The following is a 14,905-nucleotide window of genomic DNA, read 5'->3' on the forward strand; positions in this document are numbered from 1 at the left end:
ATATTCATCGGCCAAAGCATTGATATCTGTCGGCACTTTCTCCCCTGAACTTGTCCGGCTGTGCTCCAACATCCCCTTCACAATCGCATCAGCCCGCTTGCCGTGGTGATTGATTTTTTCCAGATTCTCTTTGATATCCCCAAGTATTTCGCTGACCAAAGTCTCGTCTCCCGCTTCTTTGTTCTTGGCTCTTTCTTCCTCAATCTCAGCTACCAGTTCCGCACTTACTTCCGAAAAATTATTCACAAAATTCAACGGGTTCTGTATCTCATGGGCAATGCCGGCGGTAAGCTCTCCGAGTGAGGCCATTTTTTCTGATTGGATCAATTGGGCCTGTGTTGATTTGAGGTTTTCCAGGGATTGGTTAAGCTGGGCTGTGCGTTCTGTTACCTGTTTTTCCAGGGTTTCTTTTTGTGTGGCCAGTATCTGTTTTTTTTCCTGCTCCTGTGCGATTGTTTTATCCGACAGCTGCTGCACTTCTGAAAGTTTTTTCTCCAGGTCTTTGGTCGTGTACGCATATTGCAGCGAAAGGTATAGGGATAAGGATATGGGGATGGAAAGCACACTTAAATGATAAAATAGAGAACCTAAATTGTATTCTCCGCCAATAGGAGGACCGTATGGTAAAATGCCATACAGCATCAAGTTAAAAAGAAAGAAAAAGATAAAATAGCATCCCAAACCTGCCATTACAATACCTACACCCCTTTTGCCTTTTCCATAGGCTGTCAAAGAAATGTAGAAAGCTACAGCAGTGCCAAATAAAAGAGGAATCATCATTCCCAAATAGAATCCCCAATTATAGCTAAGAAATAAAAGAGGTATTCCCGAAGGAAATAGAATAATTACAACCCAAAAGGACCATCCTTTTCTGGAAGAAAAAAGCGTGTGTACAGCAAGAAACAGAAACAGACCATACAATGGCCATAATAAAATCCAGTCGACTACAGCGGCATACGTGATGAATTCCACATTGTGATTGTTTTTGATGGCTACATATAAGATATTTCCTGTCCCGGCAAAAAAAGTGGACAATGCAAAAAAGAGATTGGCTTTTTGCTTGGGATAGACCATGAAAAATGACATGTGAATAAGAAACAAGAGTAGAAATATTCCACCCTCAATGTAGTTGAGTCTATTAAACCTCATTTCATATCTGATAAATGCAGAGGCTTCTTCTACACGGTCCAAACGAAGAATGAATCCATTATATGGGGGCACAAACCCAAAATATGGCAGGTCAGGCTGAAAAGAAAAACGAACGGCCACAACCTGCTCCGGGCTTGTAAAGAATACCCCAAATGGTTCATACTGCGGTTGGTAGGCCTCAACTGTCATTGGTTCGGCACTTACTACTCCGTATTGCTTTATCGGTGCTCCGTTTATGTAAATCTCGGTGGCAAGATGTTGCCTTATTTGAAAAGCCAAGGGTTTATTCAATAAAGTGCTGTCTATACGGAGATGAATGCGTAACCAACCTATTGGCGTATTTCGAATCTGAGGGAGGTCATAAATATCCAGGCTGGGATCAATGGGTTCCCACTCGCTGTCATCATAATCCGGAAGAGCATACGCTGGATTATCTCCTGCCTGGAACTTCCAGCCCTCGTTCAATACTATCCCATTCCCTGAAGTAGTTGAAAAATCTATTTGAACAGCATCTTCCTGAGCTGCAAGCTTATTGAAGCAGAAAATTACGAGCATTATGAAGAGTACTATTCTCATCGTGAATTTGAAAGTGTTTCCGGAATAAGACCTAATGGAAGAGTTATTGTAAATTCACTCCCTTCGCCTTCTTTTGAATTGACTTCCAATTCCCCTCCATGCGCTTTCACAATATCATAACTCAAACTCAATCCCAATCCCGTTCCCTGCCCTGTAGGCTTCGTAGTAAAGAATGGCTGGAAGATTTTGTCCTTGATGGGATCGGGGATGCCTGGGCCGTTGTCTGATATCGATATCTGTATTTTGTCGTCAAGGCTTTTGGTGGAAACCGTCACCATATGCTGTAGGGACAGGGCATGCCTTGTCCCTACATGCCCTGTCCCTACAGCCTGAAAGGCGTTATTGATGATATTCAACAGCACCCTTCCGATATCCTGCGGCACCACATAGACTTTGGGAAGACTGGGGTCAAAATTGGTTTTGAAGTCGGCATTGAAAGATTTGTCCTTTGCCCGCATACCATGGTAAGAGAGCCTCAGATATTCATCAGCCAAAGCATTGATATCTGTCGGTACCTTTTCACCTGTACTTGCCCGGCTATGCTCCAGCATCCCCTTCACAATCGCATCTGCACGCTTGCCGTGATGGTTGATTTTTTCAAGGTTCTGTTTGATATCCTCCAGAATCTCGTCTTCTTTCTCATCCTCTTCGGTTTTAGGTCTTGATTCTTGGTTCTTGGCTCTTGATTCTTTTATTTCATCCACCAACTCTGCACTCACTTCACTAAAGTTATTCACAAAATTCAGCGGATTCTGAATCTCGTGGGCGATGCCTGCAGTCAATTCTCCAAGGCTTGCCATCTTTTCAGATTGGATAAGCTGGGCTTGGGTGGCGGTTAATTCCCTAAGGGCCTCATCCGTTTTCTTTTTTTCCTCTTTAAGCCGGATAAAATCATGCTCCGCTTTTCGGGCCAGTTTTTCGGCATGTTTCAGATCTTTATATCTTTTGTAGGCCAGTTCAAAAACCTGGGCTGCCCTCCTTTGAAGATATTTGGACTCCTCTGTTGCAGGGACAGATGAAACCATCAACAAGGCACCCTCTAAAAATTTAGAGAAATAATAATAGGCCCTTTCGGGTTTGACTTCGAGACCCTGAATGGTTTCATTGATCTCAGGGGACATGGATCGAAGAAATTGTAACCATTCCCGTAAAACTTCACCTTCAACTACAATGGAATACTCGGTATTTTCAGATTGAAATGCTGTGAAGAATTGATGTGTCAACCGGCATGTATTTTTCCTGATTTCGAATGATCCTGCTGATAATTCACTATTTCCCGATCTGTGTGTATTCAATACGTGCCAGGATTGTATGGTTTCTCTCCTAAGATTATAGAAATGGATCACCGATGCCTCCAGTTCTTTTTGACCCAATAAGCCCATTTGCTCCCGAAGGGTGAGTGCTACTTCCATAAACTCATCGGATTGATGCATGGCCAAGGCCTTGGCCCGGATCCGCTCCAGGGCGGTTTCGATCTGAGCCTCTCGGGTTTGTGCCTCGGCAAGTTTCAAATCATTGAAACGGGTATAGGTCAGGTCGAAAACTTTGGCAAACCTTAACAGTATTTGAAAATTGCTATCAGTCATAGGATCAATTATTGCCAAAAGCAAACAGCCAAAATTATTAAAGGAACAGTTTAAAAAGACCTTTTGAAATCCTGTCATGGTTTTCTTTACTTCCGTAGGCAATAAAGCCAACTCAGTTTTCTGAAAAATAAAATCATCCCAATTTTTTTTGAGTTTACCTTCAAGAGTATAGGTCCATTTTTTATGACGCTCTTTCCATGCTTGGAGAATTGCCAGGTAAGGTGGGTGCTCATGATATTTTAAATGATAACACATCGGAAGGTCCGGAGCTTCGGGGTTTGCCATCCACCAGGTGGAATCAAGTGATTCCGGGTCGTAAATCATGATGATGCCCCTGTCCAGTTGAATATCCAATTTTGTACACTCTGTAAAGACCTTACCGATAAGCGTATTCAAATCATTTGAGGATTGCATGGCCATGGCGCTGCTTCTAACACGTTCCAAAGCAGCCTCTATCTGAGCTTCTCTTGCCTGTGCTTCTGCATTTTGCAGATCGAGAAAACGGGTGTACGCTTGCTCAAAAGCTACCGCAAACCGTTTCAGTATACTGAAATCATCATTTCTGATAATTTTTCCTGACCAACTGTCAATTGCCAATATCGAGTTTTTCTCCGTAACGTATGACATCATCCATGTTGGTAGATCGATCAGTGATTGCCGTTCATCTTGGGGTATAGTCTCACTATTGTGCTTGCCTACATATCGAAAATAATCATCTTTCACCTTGCCGGTATAAGTTCTGTTAAGGTTGCTTTCTTTGTGATCAATGGCATGCCACAAATCCCTAAAAATGGGATTGTCATTCATATCGGCTTCGTATGGTAGATTTATTTTGAGAGGGGCAGGCTGACGGTTGGTTGCGATCCACAAAGTGATATGCCTTTTGTCTGAATCGAATATAAAAATAAGAGTACCGTCAAACACTAGTCTAAGTTCTACCAATTGCTCGTAAACAACCAAAACCACTTTTTCCAATTCTTCCGAATGGTGCATTGCCAAGGAAGTAGAACGGACTCTTTCCAATGCCGCTTCAATCTGCGCTTCCCTTGTTTGGGCTTCGGCTTTTTGCAGATCGAGGAAACGGGTGTATACCTGATCAAAAACACGGGCAAATCTTTGAAGAACCAAAGCCTGTTCCTCAGATAATGGAGCAGGGCCCCAATGAAGCGCACCATGCTTCATATAGGCCAAAGAAAATACAGCAGATTTTAATTGCCGCATCCAGTTTTTTACCTGTTCAGGCAGATCCCTGTAACCATTTTTGGTAAACAGTTCTTCATCGTAGGATTGTTTGAGATCACCTTCTACGGAGATCACTGCGAAGTCCTTTCCGGACCTCCAGTCCTCCAGAATTTGGTTTTGTATGGGATGATCAAAATAGCTGATCTTGTACACCTCCGGAAACTTTCCTTCCCCCAGACCTGCCATCCACCATTCCATATCTCCGGTCTCTTTATCCATGATCATGATGGTATTGCCCCCGTAGTCAAATCCCAACTGCTTCAATTGTTCATACATGGCATGAGCCACTTCAAGAATTTCGGAACTGGAATGCATGGCCATGGACCTTGACCTGACCCTTTCCAATGCTGCTTCAATCTGCGCTTCACGGGCTTGGGCTTCCGCTTTTTTGAGATCAGCAAACCTTCTATAGGCGATTCCGAATACATTGGCGAATCTGCGTAACAGCGATCTAGAATCTTCATCAGGAGTATCGTAAGTAACCATAACCAAGGATCCGCCGGAAAAATCAGCAAACGAAAAATAAAAACCATTACCTTGTTCCCTGTTTTTATCCTCACTGTCTCTTGAATCAACGATCAGGTCAACCACTTCAGGATAATGGGTTTTTAAAAGGGTAAACCATTCAATGGCTTTTTCACCTTCAGACCTCAGCACATATTCTTGTTTTTTTGAGAAATATTCTTCCAGCATCTCGGCAACAAGTTGTGTCCCTTTTTTTGGAAGTGTTACCTCACATTCAATTATTTCACCATCAGATTTTGGAGGACGAACAGCTGCCCATGAATGAAAAAAATCCGGTGATTCTTCATAAAGATGGATGGCACATGTCTCCAGATCTTTTTGCCCAAGTTTTCCCAATTGCATCCTCAATTCACGGGCAACTTCTTTTAATTCCTCTGAGGCATGCATGGCCATGGCACGCGCTCTTACACGTTCCAATGCTGCTTCAATCTGGGCTTCTCTTGCCTGCGCTTCAGCTTTTTGAAGATCGAGGAAACGGGTGTAGGATTGTTCGAATACAGTGGCAAAGCGCTTCAGTACGAGATTCTGATCAGCCGTAAATGCATTGCCCTGAAAATTAACGATGGTCACAATGGTCTTTTCATTCAGTGAAAATGATCCTGCATAACCGGGTGTGGCAAGCAAAAAACTTTTTCTTTTCTCAGGCGCATGTTTGAGAATGGTATTTGAAAACAAGTGGTAATAAAACCTGTCCTTCTCTTCTTTGGTGAGGGCCATGACCACGAAATCGCTGTTCGCCTCAAAAGCTTCCTGCAGTTGGTTGATAATCGGGTGGTCTATCCACGGTATGAAAACCTGGTGGGGATAGGCTGGGGCATTTACACCGTGAAGCCACATGTAATAGTCTCTTCGGTTTTCAGTTGTGCTGATATTCACCGAATGCAGATCGAAGCCCAGATCAATGAATTGCTCAGTCATGACCCGGATTACCTCAAGAATGTCCTCACTCTTGTGCATGGCCATGGTGCGGCTACGCACTCGTTCTAAGGCTGCTTCAATCTTTGCTTCCCGTGCCTGTTCTTCCGCTTTCTGTAGGTCTAGAAAGCGGATGTAGGCCTGCTCAAAAACTTTTCCTATTCGCTTTAAAATCTCAAATTGTTTTTCAGTTATAAGCTCGCCTGAATAACTGTTCATAATTACAGAGGTATGATGGTTGAAAACCTCCGATCCTGTATAATTTGGGGTTTGCAATACCCAGTCTCTTACGGCTTGGGGAATCTGATTGTAATCATTATTTGAATAAACAAAATTGAAATAGTCGTTTTTTTCTTTAAATGAATAGCTTTTATTGAATATGTCTGTGCCTGCTGCTCTTGCTTTCCCTACATCATTAAGCATTGGATTCTTTAAAATATCTTTTTCTTCAAAGGGAATGTTGACAATGGAGGGGGATGATAGGTAATCCGGAGCGGCAATCCATAAAACAGCGTCATTCGAGTTTTCCTTAAAAGTTTTTACCCCTGCACCTCCATCGAAAACCAAACCTAATTCTTTCAGTTTTTCAAACAATATAGCAACCACCCCTTTCAGATCATCGGATTGATGCATTGCCAGAGACTTGCTCCTGATTTTTTCCAAAGCCGCTTCAATCTGCGCCTCCCTGGCCTGTTCTTCAGCTTTTTGGAGATCCAGAAAACGTGTGTAACATTGCTCAAAGACTTTTGCGAAGCGTTCCAAAATGGTTGCCTGCTCTTTTATTAAAGGTGTGGGTGACCAGGACAATGCACCATATTTCATAAAGGCCATCGAAAATCGCACCGACTCATGCTGCATCATCAATTGTTTGGATGGCTCTGGAGCTTTGGAAAAATCTGTTTGGTAAAAGTAGTAGGCATCATAGGTCTTTTTCTCTTCACCTGAAATTTCAATTTCTGCATAGGGTATCCCGCTTTTCCAATGTTCCAATTGTCGCAGATGCCCTGAATGTTCAAAATAGGGTACATGGTAGCGCTCAGGCAATACATAGCCGTCACCAAAACCTTCCATCCACCAATCCAAGTCGCCGGTGTCGGGATCCATGATGACGATGGAAGCAACCCCCCATTGGAATCCGAGATTTCTGAGTTGCTCATACAGGATTTCTACCACCGTTCTCAAATCCCCGCTCTTTTGCATGGCCATGGCCGTGGCACGGACTCGCTCCAAAGCCGCTTCGACCTGTAATTCCCGGTTTTTTTCTATCAGGTCTGCTGTTCTTTCCGCCACTTCCTTTTCAAGTGCCTCTGCCTTTTCTTTCCAGATTTCTAAGCCCCATGTGTCTTTTTCACTTTCTACCTGCTCAGGCTTAGATCCGTGCCAATGAACGATAATCCATTTATTTAGTACATATTCCAACACCACCGAAAACCGTCCAAGCATTTCGATTTTTTCTGTTTCAATGGTAATGTAAAAAGTCACTTCGTTGGTAAAAATGGCTGTGTTTTCATCAGAAGAAATATGAATATCAAGGGTGTTTATATTCCACCTCAAATCCATCCCTGCACTTTGTTCTTTTTGCCTTTTCAGCAATTCCTGCAGTTCGTTCAGTCCTGATATCTTTTCATCTATAGCCGAACCAAATCCGAAAATATCTTTTGCTACAATATCAACCAGTAAATCCAGGTTGTTCTGTCCCAGTCCTACATCCATGAATGTCTGATAGGTTTTATCCAATAATTGTCTTTTTTCCTTATTCATCTTAGTAAAAACAGAAAAATTGAGATCAGAATAAAGATAATTGATTTTATAAATACTTGACTGTCATAGAGGTAATATAATATTAAAAGTTGTGCCTTTTCCTTCTTGAGAATCCAAATTGATTTCCCCACCATGCGCCTTTATAATATCATAACTTAAACTCAATCCCAATCCCGTTCCCTGACCCGTAGGCTTGGTGGTAAAGAAAGGCCGAAAGATTTTGTCCTTGATTTCAAATTCAACTCAGTTTTTTATGGGTTAAAGAACAGTAAATTCAGTGCCTTTGGCCATTTTTTGATTTAGACAAGGTTAGTTCCCACTTACTAGATAATTAGCCAAGCGCTCCAATAAATTTCTATGAATTAACGGTTCAATTTTACCTATACCTCCCGGCATCTTATTGCTTGGAATAACAGCCAGAAAACTTAAACGAATTATAGAAGATTGACGAAGCCCAGTCTGAAGAAAATTTTTGTCTTTTGTATCTATTAGTTCGTCGAATCCATTTATATATTGATGCCTTTGGGTAGAAATACCACAAACCAAAAAATCATTATATCCTGGCAATTTCTTCAGTAACAATACAGGTCTAAGCTTAATGCTTCCGTCACTTTGAGGTAGGTGGGTCAAAACGATTTCCCCTTCTTTCATGATTTATAATCTGGATTAGGCTCCTTGACCATATTTAAAGAATAATCGGGTTCATTGTCACCATAAGCATTTGAAAGTGACTTCTCCGATAATTTATACCACTCATTTTGTTCAGTTTCTTCCATTAATATCAATAACTTAACTTTTTGATTTTTGATTTTTGGAAGATCCTCGATTTTAAGTTCACCTTTTTCATCAAAAAAGGCAGTAGTTTCTATTGCACGCATAATATGACCATTTAATTGATTTGCATTTAATTTAATCATTCGGCAACTCAATGACAAATATACAGCCATTCCCATTCAAATTTTCAACGCTAATAACTCCCCCATTCGCCTTCACAATATCATAGAATAAGGATAATCCCAAACCTGTCCCCTGTCCTGTAGGCTTGGTGGTAAAGAAAGGCTGGAAGATTTTGTCCTTGATGGCATTAGGGATGCCGGGTCAGTTGTCTTGGACTGAGATTTTTACCCCCCGCCCCCCTCAAGGGGGAAGATGGAGACCCTAACTAGGGGTTTGAAACCCTCCAAGGGTTTACCCCCGATAGCTATCGTGGGCCCTTGGAGGGTTGGTTGGTAGCCTTAAAGGCATTGTTGATCAGATTGAGCAGCACGCGCCCAATATCCTGGGGAATGACAGGCACTTTCGGTAGGATGTCTGCGGGGAGTTCCCCAAGCGATGCCATCTTCTATGATTGGATAAGTTGGGCCTGCGTGGATTTGAGTTCTGTCAATGATTTTTCAAGCTCAGCAGTTCGTTCGTTCACACGGTGCTTTCTCTATCTATTGCCTATTTATATATCATTTCCTCAGCCCCATCCCAATTTTTAGGTGGGCCATCAACCAAGTATTTTTTGGCTTTTTCAAAAAAAACTTTTACCGTCTGATCTGTTTCATCAGAGGCTATCACTTTGCTGAATAATTGTATTGAATGTTCAAATTGACCTTGTTGGTACAGTTCCATTGCCATATCAAAATCACCCATATTTTGTTTCCTTATAGCAGCTAGGCCTTCTTCCATGCCATTCATGCATTCTACAACACTTAATATATTGTTTTTACCCTTTAGAAGAACCTTGCCCAGGCGTCTAAATAAAAATTTGGAAGGGTTGGAAATCCTTTTGGAGGTCACCTCACTGAGTAATAAGGGAGATTTATAATATTTGGTCAGACTTTCAATCCGGGCAGCAGTATTTACTGTATCACTGATGGTAGCCGCATCCAAACGGTGTTCATCACCGGTAATCCCCATTATCAGTGAACCGGTATGCATTCCAATGCCAGCAAGAATGGGCAATTCTCCTTTTTGAATCCGTTGGTGATTAAATTGTCTGACAGCCCTTTGCATCTCAATTGCTGCCAAAAGTGCATCTTCCGGTTGATCAGGGAAAATGGCCATAATTGAATCCCCGAGGTATTGATTTATGAAGCCGTGATGGCTTCGGATAATAGGTCCTAAAATTTCATTGAAGGAGGAAACAAAGCGAAAGTTTTCCTCGGGACTCATCCGCTCCGAAAGGGTGGTGAAATCCCGGATATCTGTAAATAAAACAGTTACAATTTTCTCAATCTGATCGCCCAACTTAACATCTGTAATATTCTCTTTACCTAGGGAGGAGATGAATTCATTGGGGACAAATTTTTTGATTACCTCATTGATGCGCAGCATGGCTTCTTCTCTCATTTTTATCTCCCGGATGTTTTTCTCAAACAGTAGGGCAGATTCCATGGATGAGGAGGATTGCAAAGCCAAAGTCACCAAGAGCTTTAGGTGTGCAGCGGTAAATTGATCTGTATGGGTACCTACCAGAATGATTGCGCCCAGGATCCGGTCCTTACCTTTTAGGGTGGCGTAAGTGATACTCGTTACATTTTCTGCAATCAGCCCACGGTCCCTTAATTCGGTTATATCGGTGATGATAGCAGATTGGCCGTTGAGTCCAATCCGCAGCAACAAGGAAAAATTATTCTCCAAAATATTGGCGTCAATCAGCTTTTCACCTGAAATGGCAGGGACGCTTAATTTACGCTGAGATTCGTCCAGGAAAACAATTGCACCTGCATTTGCAGGAATCGAATTGGTCGAATGGCTAAGTGTAATCGCTGCAATAGCTTCAAGGGATATCGCTTCCCCAAGGTTTTCTGCGAAGCTGTAAATAATATTAAGCTCTTGATAGAGATGCAGCACTTCTGCTCCCAATTTCCTTTTCTCTCCCTCCTTGGTAATCAGCAGTGTCAAAACTCCGACTACTTGATGGATCAGTTCACTATTGCCGTTTACTGTTGCTAGGTTGGAGTTTTCAAATTCAATTGGAATAGCATATACAAAATCCTGAAATTCTTTGCTGCCATAAACTGCCGTATTTGAAGCATCAGTAATGCAAAGGCTTACCTGGTTTTGGGCACACCAATCGTCCAACCAAGACCTCAAGGGTTCATTGCGCCCAAATAATGCTTTTATCGATAGTTTTGCCATGTAAAAATTTTTGAAACCGGTTTTTGCAAAGCCAAATATTTAAGGTAATTCAAGTACTTCCCGGGCTTTTTCCAAGAGCAATTCAGGATCAAAAGGTTTGGTCATATAAACATCGGCACCTACATCGAGACCCTTTTGCCGGTCCGATTCCTGACCTTTTGCAGTCAGCAAAACGATATAAATATCCCTTAATCCCATTTCTTGTTTGACCCTGCGACAAACTTCCATCCCATTCAATTTTGGCATCATGACATCTAAAAATATGAGGTCCGGTTTTTCCTCACTGATCACTTCCAGGGCCATTTCTCCATTCTCGGCAGTAAAAAATTCCACTCCTTCATCCTCCAATTCTTCAAGTGTTTGCTCGATGAGCATGCGGATGTGGGCCTCATCGTCTACAATTAAAATTTTTTGTTTCATACTTCAAGTATTTAATTTCAAGCGGTTAAAAGATTCTTTTATTGATAAATGAAAAACAATACATTTTCCAATCCCTTTTCAAAGCGTAGGGTCTGAACTATTTCTTCATCTGCAGATAGGATAGCATTGAGTATGATAATATCCGGCTGGGTAGCAATAGCTTTTTCTACAAGTTCCTTTCCGTCGGATTCCACTACTTGATAGCCTTTGGTTTGTAGGACTTCGGTCAATGTACGGATGGCTGCACTATCCTCATCTACCACCATGACTTTTCTTTTGGATTTGCCCTGTTCCAGTAGTGCACTGATATCCTCAAATAACTGGGCAGTATCAATCGGTTTGGTCAGATAGCGATCGACACCAATGCGGAAACCTCGGGCCTTGTCCTGGACAATTGACAATATGATGATTGGAATGTCCATTGTTTGGGGATCATTTTTCAAAATAGCGGCAACATCAAAACCGTTGATTTCGGGCATCATAATATCCAGAATGATCAGGTCGGGACGATGCTGCCTAATCGATTCTATGGCTTCTTTTCCATTGCTGGCCTCAGAGGTCAAGTAACCCGCTTCTGTTAGCTCCTGACGCAAAAGAGATCGGATGGACTCCTCATCATCCACGATCAAAATTTGGGCATTTGCACCGACATCTTTAAGTTTTGAAAGAGTCATTTTTTCCTTCAATTGTTTGACCAGGTCATTGAGGTGAATCGGTCCTACTGAAGTGGATTGTTTTTCTTTTTCTACAAAAGGTATAGCAAAAGAAAATGTAGTCCCTTTTCCAACTTCGCTTTCCACCCAGATTCGGCCACCAGAGTGTTCGACAATTTCTTTGCAGATTGGGAGTCCCAATCCAGTCCCTTTTGGTTTATCGGTGAGTGTATCTCCTCCGATTTGCTTAAACTGCTCAAAAACAGCCCCAAAATCTTCTTCGGCAATCCCCATTCCGGTATCCAGGATACTGGTGATGATTTCATTTCCAACTTGTTTTATCCTGCAGGTGACGGATCCTTTGTCTGTAAATTTGACTGCATTGGAAATCAAGTTGATGACCACCTGAATGAGCTTGTTGGTATCTCCGTTGATCATTGGGATATTTGGATCTATATCCCTGATCAGATTTAAATTTTTCTGCTCAAATAGAGAAGTCGTTGCTGAAATTGCACGTTCCACAACTTCGGGCATAGCCACGTCTTCCTGGCTCCAATCCATCTTTCCTTCTTCAATTTTGGCCAAATCCAGCACATCATTGATCAGAGTGGTCAGTCGCTCTCCTTCAGAAATAACTACCTTGAGATTCTCTGAAACTTGGTTGATGGTCTTTTCTGTTTTGGGATCTTTCTGCTCGACCAAGGGGAATATTTTTTCCTCCAACCGCTTCTGAATGATTTTTGCAAAACCCAATACTGAAGTAAGAGGTGTTCTGAGTTCGTGACTGACAGTAGAAAGGAAGGCGCTTTTGGCCTCATTGGCATGTTCTGCAGATTTTTTGGCGGCTAACACTTCTTCGAAAAGCTGTGCTTTGTTGATCGCGACTCCAACAGAAGATGCAATGGTAGAAAGCAGTTTGGAATCTCCTTCATTAAAGCGGTTTTCTGTTTCGGTGCTCTGCACACTCAATACGCCAATGGCTTCGTTTCCCCGAAAGATTGGCACTCCCAAATAAGATGCTGAAGGAATTCCTATTCGACTTGCTCCCAATTTTGTGGTCATTTCCTCGAAATCTTTATTGATAAGAAGGGCTTTTCCGCTACTTAATATTTTTGAAGTGAGGCCTTCTCCCAGATTTTGGGGAGGCATATCATCTCCATGTTGGTAAGGGAAGTTGATGGTATTGGTTTTCTTATCAAGAAGGGCCAAGTACACAATATTTGCTTTAAACAACTCTTTCATCTGATCACCTACGAGATGAATGATTTCATCCAGGGACCCATAAGAAGCGAGCGCATTGGTTACCCTGTTAACTGCAGAAAGTTCGTTGGCTTTTAGGGCAAGCTCTTTTGCCTTTTCGTCGATTTCGTGTTTTTGTTGCTGAAGCAATAGGTTGGCTTTTTGTTTAAGACGGTTATTTCGGAGCAAGAGGAAAACGGTAATCAGGATCAGCCCCAACACAATCAAGGCACTTATCAGGAAGTTTTGTTGTGATTTTTTCTGTTCGCTTAGCAGTGCAATCTCATCTTCCTTTTTCTCCATTTCAAAATTGTACTCCAGCACTGTAGCTTTGTTTTTCACCTCCGCTGACGTCATACTATCCCGGTAGCTGATATATGTTTTGTGATATTCGAAGGCATTCTCGTAATCCTTTTTGAGCGCATAAGCGTCAGCCAATACCATTGCATTGTCCCGTATATCCTCCATATATCCTGTTTGGAGGCCAAGTTTATACCCTTGTTCTGCATAAAAGAGGGCACTATCGGGTCTGTTTTGTTTCACATGGGCACGAGCCAAAATGCCGAATATCCAGGCATCAACTGAATCATCTCCCGATTTTTTGGCTTTTTCAAGGGATTTATATCCGTATTGGAAGGCCAAAGGCAAACTATCCATGCTTACATAAACATCAGCCAGATTACTTAGGGGGATCAAACTGTCAATGGCGGCAGGTGCAAAATTTAATGTTAGGATATATTGCTCTATCGCCTCAGGATATTTTTTATCCAGTCGGTAGTTTTCACCCAGTAAAATATAAAGACTTCTTAACTCTGAATTTCCATATTCAAGTTGTTTGTGAAGATCGGTCAGCTTTTGCAGATAGTCATTTGATTTTTCATAATCGCCTATCAAAGTATATGTTGTTGCCAGGGCATACCAAGCATTATATAAGCGTGCCTGACTATTCAGTTCTTCAGCGTTTTTAAGTGATTTGATACTGTAATCCAAAGCCTGTGCATAATCTCCCAAAATCCTGTATAAGTTGGCAATTTGGCGCTGTGATGTTTCTACCCTTTCTAAATTTCCCAATTTTAGCGCGGCTTCTTCTGCTTGGAGGGCATAAGAAAGTGCCTGCCTGTAATCATTGATGGTATTATAGTAGGAAATAAAGTGAAAATTAACGCTGTATTGCAATAATAAATTCTTGGTTTTTTTGGCGATGGAATCAGCCTGATTCAGTTGGGCAAAGGAGGTTTCCATGTTCCTGTTAATCAAGTTTAACCTTGATTGCAATGCCAGTGCAAATCCCTCCCCTTCGGCATAGTTTAATTTGCGAGAAAGTGAAAGGGCCTCGGCAGCATTTTTTTCAATTTCCTCGATGGGAATACTTGGAATACTATAAGAGATTTTAATCAGGAGATTTACCCTCGCGGTATCCTGTTGGGTATGTTCCTCAATTTGTTTTCTTAATTGTTCTGTTTCATTGGACTGGGCATGGCAATAAAAGGTGAGGGCGAATAAAGCCAATCCTAAAAAGACTTTTCTCATGAAGATCTCTAGATTATAGTGAGGTAATTTAAACAATCAGAAGCATAATATAAATAGGAGAAATTTGAAAAACAAGACCAATTGTTTCAGTCTTCTTCTGTAGGAGGTAATATTCATCCGAAAAGCATGATTTAGACAATCGGTAGCTGGATAATAAACTTAGTTCCAAAGCCTTCCTTG

Annotated in this window: 9 protein-coding genes; all 9 read right to left on the bottom strand. The window is 41.8% G+C overall.

Going from position 1 to position 14,905, the window contains the following annotated elements; translation table 11 throughout:
• Nucleotides 1-1,725: hypothetical protein (locus ACEW8O_RS17170; RefSeq protein ID WP_373495855.1), on the bottom strand; the 1,725-nt coding region annotated here is incomplete at its 3' end.
• Nucleotides 1,722-7,754: an ATP-binding protein gene (locus ACEW8O_RS17175; protein ID WP_373495856.1), complete on the bottom strand. Its 6,033-nt coding sequence runs from the start codon at nucleotides 7,752-7,754 to the stop codon at nucleotides 1,722-1,724. The genes ACEW8O_RS17175 and ACEW8O_RS17170, both read right to left, overlap by 4 nt.
• A 63-nt stretch (nucleotides 7,755-7,817) precedes the next feature.
• Complete coding sequence (locus ACEW8O_RS17180) at nucleotides 7,818-7,985, bottom strand: sensor histidine kinase (RefSeq protein WP_373495862.1); 168 nt, start codon at nucleotides 7,983-7,985, stop codon at nucleotides 7,818-7,820.
• 78 nt (nucleotides 7,986-8,063) lie between these two features.
• Nucleotides 8,064-8,405 (bottom strand): type II toxin-antitoxin system PemK/MazF family toxin, encoded by a 342-nt coding sequence (locus tag ACEW8O_RS17185; RefSeq protein ID WP_373495857.1) that lies wholly within the window; start codon nucleotides 8,403-8,405, stop codon nucleotides 8,064-8,066.
• Nucleotides 8,402-8,701 (bottom strand): hypothetical protein, encoded by a 300-nt coding sequence (locus ACEW8O_RS17190; RefSeq protein WP_373495858.1) that lies wholly within the window; start codon nucleotides 8,699-8,701, stop codon nucleotides 8,402-8,404. Before ACEW8O_RS17190 ends, ACEW8O_RS17185 begins: the two co-directional genes overlap by 4 nt.
• Nucleotides 8,664-8,846 (bottom strand): ATP-binding protein, encoded by a 183-nt coding sequence (locus ACEW8O_RS17195; RefSeq protein ID WP_373495863.1) that lies wholly within the window; start codon nucleotides 8,844-8,846, stop codon nucleotides 8,664-8,666. The genes ACEW8O_RS17190 and ACEW8O_RS17195 overlap by 38 nt, the downstream gene beginning before the upstream one ends.
• Nucleotides 8,847-9,197: 351 nt before the next feature.
• Nucleotides 9,198-10,883 (bottom strand): adenylate/guanylate cyclase domain-containing protein, encoded by a 1,686-nt coding sequence (locus ACEW8O_RS17200; RefSeq protein WP_373495859.1) that lies wholly within the window; start codon nucleotides 10,881-10,883, stop codon nucleotides 9,198-9,200.
• A 39-nt stretch (nucleotides 10,884-10,922) separates the two neighbouring features.
• Nucleotides 10,923-11,303, bottom strand: coding sequence for a response regulator transcription factor (locus ACEW8O_RS17205; RefSeq protein ID WP_373495860.1), 381 nt, complete (start codon nucleotides 11,301-11,303; stop codon nucleotides 10,923-10,925).
• A gap of 38 nt (nucleotides 11,304-11,341) precedes the next feature.
• Nucleotides 11,342-14,725, bottom strand: a complete 3,384-nt coding sequence (locus ACEW8O_RS17210; RefSeq protein ID WP_373495861.1) for a response regulator — start codon at nucleotides 14,723-14,725, stop codon at nucleotides 11,342-11,344.
• Between the last annotated feature and the right edge of the window lie 180 nt (nucleotides 14,726-14,905).

The sequence above is a fragment of the Aquiflexum sp. genome (assembly GCF_041749095.1).
In the GTDB taxonomy this organism is placed as follows: domain Bacteria; phylum Bacteroidota; class Bacteroidia; order Cytophagales; family Cyclobacteriaceae; genus Aquiflexum.